We start from the raw sequence: 4930 nt of genomic DNA on the forward strand, positions 1-4930 counted from the left end.
CTTTGCTATATTTCCTGAACCCGTCCAGCCGTTGGGCAAACCGGCAAGAATTTTGGTGTTAGCATCGTCAAAAATGAATTCCTTCTTCCAATACAAACCGTAGAACCGCATAAAACCGGCAGAACCCGTGACCTTTGAGCCTTCGGACACATCGACATCAAGTTTGGGGGGTTCCGTGTCTTTAACGTCCATATTCTTTCCCTCTCACGCTGTTCTATCCCGGCAACTAATGGGGTGGACCGAGTTTTAATTTTTCCGGCTCGGTTGTCCAGATTTTGCAGATATGTTCGTACGGAGTAAGGCCGCCGATTGTCTTCAGGCTTCGGGCAAAATTGTATGCCGCCAAGAAGCCCCCCGTAGGGTGCGCATTGATGGCGCACCGAGGCCCAGACGGCTGCGGTGGATTGGTGCGCAATGAATGCGCACCCTACGACATGGTCGCCCCGGGTCAGGCCCGGGGCGTCACAGGATTACCTCACGAACTTCTTGTGCTTCACCCGCTTGGGCTCCAACGCATCCGGGCCTAGGCGGCGCTTCTTGTCTTCTTCATAGGCCGAGAAATCGCCCTCGAACCATTCCACATGCGCGTCGCCCTCAAACGCCAGAATATGCGTGCAAATCCGGTCGAGGAAGAACCGGTCGTGCGAGATGACCACGGCGCAGCCTGCGAAATCCATCAGCGCATCTTCCAGCGCGCGCAGGGTTTCAACGTCGAGGTCGTTGGTCGGCTCGTCAAGGAGCAGCACGTTGCCGCCCTCTTTCAAGAGCCGCGCCATATGCACCCGGTTGCGCTCACCGCCCGAGAGGAGCGATACTTTCTTTTGCTGATCGCCACCCTTGAAATTGAACGCCCCGCAATAGGCGCGGGAATTCATCTGGGCGTCGCCCAGCACAATCACCTCGGCCCCACCGGAAATCGCCTCCCAGACGTTATCCTCGGGTTTGAGATCGTCGCGCGACTGATCGACATAAGAGAGCTGCACCGTGTCACCAAATTCGATGGTGCCGGCGTCGGGCTGTTCCTGCCCCGTCAGCATCTTGAAGAGCGTGGATTTGCCCGCGCCGTTGGGGCCGATCACGCCGACGATGCCGCCGGGCGGCAGGGAAAAGCTGAGATCTTCGATCAAGAGCTTGTCGCCCATGTGCTTTTTCAGCCCCTCGACCTCGATCACCTTGTTGCCCAGACGCTGACCGTTGGGAATGACGATCTGGGCGCGGCTGATGCGCTCGCGCTCGGACTGACCGGCAAGCTCGTTATAGGCGTTGATCCGGGCCTTTTGCTTGGCCTGCCGCGCCTTGGCCCCCTGCCGCATCCATTCGAGTTCGCGCTCGAGCGTCTTTTGCTTGGATTTATCCTCGCGCGCCTCTTGCATCAGGCGCTTGGCCTTTTGCTCGAGCCAGGCGGAATAGTTGCCCTCATAGGGGATGCCCCGGCCGCGGTCCAATTCCAGAATCCAGCTTGTGATGTCATCGAGAAAATAGCGGTCGTGGGTGACGATCAGGATCGTGCCCTTGTAGGCGATGAGATGCTGTTGCAGCCAGGCGATGGTTTCCGCGTCGAGGTGGTTGGTCGGCTCGTCAAGGAGCAGCATGTCGGGCGCTTCGAGCAAGAGCTTGCAGAGCGCGACGCGGCGGCGTTCCCCGCCAGAGAGCGACGCAACGGACGCATCATCGGGCGGGCAGCGCAACGCCTCCATCGAGATATCGACCTGACTGTCGAGATCCCAGAGGTTCTGGCTGTCGATCTCGTCCTGCAGTTGCGCCATCTCGTCGGCGGTCTCGTCGCTGTAATTCATCGCCAGTTCGTTAAAGCGGTCGAGTTTGGCCTTTTTCGCGGCCACGCCCAGCATCACATTGCCCCGCACATCGAGGCTGTCGTCCAGATGCGGCTCTTGCGGCAGATATCCCACGCGCGCGCCCTCGGCGGCCCAGGCCTCGCCGGTGAAATCCTTGTCCATCCCGGCCATGATCCGCATCAGGGTGGATTTGCCCGACCCGTTCACGCCCACGACGCCGATTTTCACCCCCGGCAAAAAGTTGAGGTGTATGTTCTCAAAGCATTTCTTGCCGCCGGGATAGGCCTTGGAGACGCCCTGCATGTGATAGACATATTGATAGGCTGCCATGATGTGCCGCTCCGTTCCGCTTGGTGACTGGTAATTCAGCCCGCGTGATACCCGGATGGGCGTGCGGGGGCAATGGTCTGCGCATCTACGGATCAGAGCGCGCCCGGATTTCGCTTTACACCGCGCGCGCCGCTGGCAATGAAGAGGCGATGACACATGCCCTGCCCCCTACCCGCCCCGGTCAGGTGATCGGCCTCTTGGGTGGATCGTTCGATCCGCCCCATGCGGGGCATCTGCATATCAGCCGCGAGGCGCTGCGGCGGTTCGGGCTGGACCGGCTGTGGTGGCTCGTGAGCCCCGGCAACCCGCTCAAGGCGCATGGCCCCGCGCCGCTCGCGCAGCGTATGGCGGCGGCGCGGGCATTGGTGGATCATCCGCGCATCGACGTGACCGATATCGAGGCGCGAACCGGCACGCGTCATACCGCCGCCACGCTGCGGGCGCTCTGCGCGCTCTGTCCCGGCGTGCGCTTCGTCTGGTTGATGGGGGCGGATAACCTTGCGCAATTCCACCTCTGGCAGGATTGGCGCGACATTCTCGACACGGTGCCGGTGGGGGTGCTGGCGCGGCCCGGCCAGCGTATTTCGGCGCGGCTCTCGCCTGCGGCGCGCATCTATGCCCGCGCCCGCCTGCCCAGCCATGACAGTCAGGCGCTCGGGCGGCAGGGCGCCCCCGCCTGGTGCTTTGTCAATGTGCCGATGATGGATATTTCCTCGACCCGTCTGCGCGAGAGCGGCACTTGGACGCGGGGGCAAAAGTGACCGCGCGGGCGGCAAATCGCGATTGCGTGCGGCTGCGGCCTAAGGTTTAATCTGCACCATGACCAAGCGCATTTCACGGCGGTATTTTCTGGGCACGGCGCTTGCGGCGCTGAGCAGTCCGGCCTTGGCAGGCGCGCCTGCTGTCTCCTTGCGCCCCGTGGCCCGGCCCGATAGCACCGCGCGCCGCGCAGTGCAACGCGCCCCCAGCCCCGAGGCGCTGATTTCCGAGGCCAATCTGTCGGGGCGCGTGGGCTATGCGGTGGCCGACGCGCGCACCGGGCAATTGCTCGAGGCGGGCGATGCCACCACCGGCCTGCCCCCTGCGAGCGTTACCAAGGCGGTGACGGCGCTCTATGCGCTCGACGCCCTTGGGCCAGACCATCGCTTTGGCACGCGGCTGATTGCGACCGGGCCGATTTCGGGCGGTGTGCTCAACGGCGATCTCATTCTGGCGGGCGGCGGGGATCCGACCCTCGATACCGATGCATTGGCCAGCCTTGCCGCCAATCTGGCCAAGACCGGGCTGCGCGAGCTGCGCGGCAGGTTCCTTGTCTGGGGCGGGGCGGTGCCGTTCAAACGTGCCATTGACGAGGCGCAGCCAGAACATGCGGGCTACAACCCCGCCCTTTCTGGCCTCAACCTCAATTACAACCGCGTGCATTTCGAGTGGAAGCGCGCGGGCGGCAAATATGCCATCACCATGGATGCGCGGTCAGACCGCTACCGCCCCGATGTGACCATGGCGCGCATGCGCATCGCCGATCGTAACGTGCCGGTCTATACCTACAAGGACGCGGGCGGCTATGACGACTGGACCGTGGCGCTGGGGGCGCTCGGCACAGGCGGCGCGCGCTGGCTGCCGGTGCGCAAGCCCGAGCTTTACGCCGGCGAGGTCTTTGCCACCTTCGCACGGAGCCATGGGATCAAGACCGGCGCGCCGCAGATCACCGACCGCTTGCCCGGCGGCACCGCGATTGTCACCCATGCCAGCGCGCCCTTGTCCACCATCCTGCGCGACATGCTGAAATTCTCGACCAACCTCACGGCGGAAATGGTAGGGCTTGCCGCCTCGGCCAAGCGGCGCGGGGCGGTGGTGGCGCTGGATCAGTCGGCGCAGGATATGAACGGCTGGGCGGCGCAGGCGCTCGGCATGTCGGGCGCGGCACTCCGGGATCATTCCGGCCTCAGTGATCGGTCGCGCCTGTCGGCGGCGGCCATGGCGCAGGCCTTGGCGCGGGCGCATGGCGCGGGCCTCTTGCGTCCGCTCTTGCGACAGGTCGAATTGCGCGACGCCCAAGGCCGCCCCAATCGCAATCATCCGCTCAAGGTGGCGGCCAAGACCGGCACGCTGCATTTCGTAAGCGCACTGGCAGGCTATGTAACGACCCCGCAAGGGGCCGATCTGGCCTTTGCCATTTTCACCGCCTCGGACAGTCTGCGCGCGCGCATTGATCCCTCGCAGGATGACAGCCCTCCCGGCGCGCGCGGCTGGAATGCGCGCTCAAAGCGGCTGCAACAGGCGCTGATCGAGCGTTGGGGCGCGGTTTACGGCGGCTGACAGGCTATTTCCGCGCCGTCGGATCGCGGCGCTTGTCGGCATGGAGCGCGCGCCCCCGTTGCACCCCCTCGCGCGCACCCACCTTCTCAAGCCAGCGGGTGAAATGCGGCTTGTCCTCCAGCGTCTGTTGTTGCCCCTCCCAGAGCGAACACCACCCCCAGAGCGCCATATCGGCGATGGAATAGAAATCCCCCGCGACATAATCCGACTGCGCCAGTTGACGGTCGAGCACGCCGTAAAGCCGCGCCACTTCTGCGCGGTAGCGGTTCTTGGCATAGGGAATATCCTCGGGCGCGAATTTCAGGAAATGATGCGCTTGGCCTGCCATCGGTCCCACACCGCCCATCTGCCACATGAGCCATTGATCGACCGCAATCCGGTCCCGCGCGGTCTGCCCATAGAATTGCCCGGTCTTGCGCGCCAGATATTGCAGGATCGCCCCGGATTCAAAGATATGGATCGGCGCGCCGTCCGGCCCCTCGGGG

General features: G+C 63.8%; 5 protein-coding genes and 1 pseudogene. 2 read left to right on the top strand and 4 right to left on the bottom strand.

What is annotated here, in order from left to right; all coding sequences use genetic code 11:
* From KBT70_RS02070 to ettA, 3 genes and pseudogenes are all read right to left on the bottom strand, one after another.
* The coding region (locus KBT70_RS02070; RefSeq protein ID WP_296628204.1) for a hypothetical protein at positions 1-192 on the bottom strand (192 nt) is incomplete at its 3' end.
* Between the two features lie 34 nt (positions 193-226).
* A pseudogene (locus KBT70_RS02075) lies at positions 227-349 on the bottom strand (IS481 family transposase); the annotation flags it as partial.
* Between the two features lie 121 nt (positions 350-470).
* Positions 471-2126, bottom strand: a complete 1656-nt coding sequence (gene ettA, locus KBT70_RS02080) for an energy-dependent translational throttle protein EttA (protein WP_296628217.1) — start codon at positions 2124-2126, stop codon at positions 471-473.
* Positions 2127-2275: 149 nt separating this feature from the next.
* Between ettA and KBT70_RS02085 the strand changes: the two genes are divergently transcribed.
* The gene (locus tag KBT70_RS02085) at positions 2276-2887 is read left to right on the top strand and encodes a nicotinate-nucleotide adenylyltransferase (protein WP_296628224.1); all 612 of its coding nucleotides are present in this window, start codon (positions 2276-2278) and stop codon (positions 2885-2887) included.
* A 58-nt stretch (positions 2888-2945) separates the two neighbouring features.
* Positions 2946-4445, top strand: coding sequence for a D-alanyl-D-alanine carboxypeptidase/D-alanyl-D-alanine-endopeptidase (gene dacB, locus KBT70_RS02090; RefSeq protein ID WP_296628219.1), 1500 nt, complete (start codon positions 2946-2948; stop codon positions 4443-4445).
* Positions 4446-4449: 4 nt separating this feature from the next.
* On the opposite strand, the gene KBT70_RS02095 is transcribed toward dacB, so the two are convergent.
* Positions 4450-4930: glutathione binding-like protein (locus KBT70_RS02095; protein WP_296628221.1), on the bottom strand; the 481-nt coding region annotated here is incomplete at its 5' end.

Source organism: Roseovarius sp. (genome assembly GCF_018066915.1).
GTDB lineage: Bacteria > Pseudomonadota > Alphaproteobacteria > Rhodobacterales > Rhodobacteraceae > Roseovarius.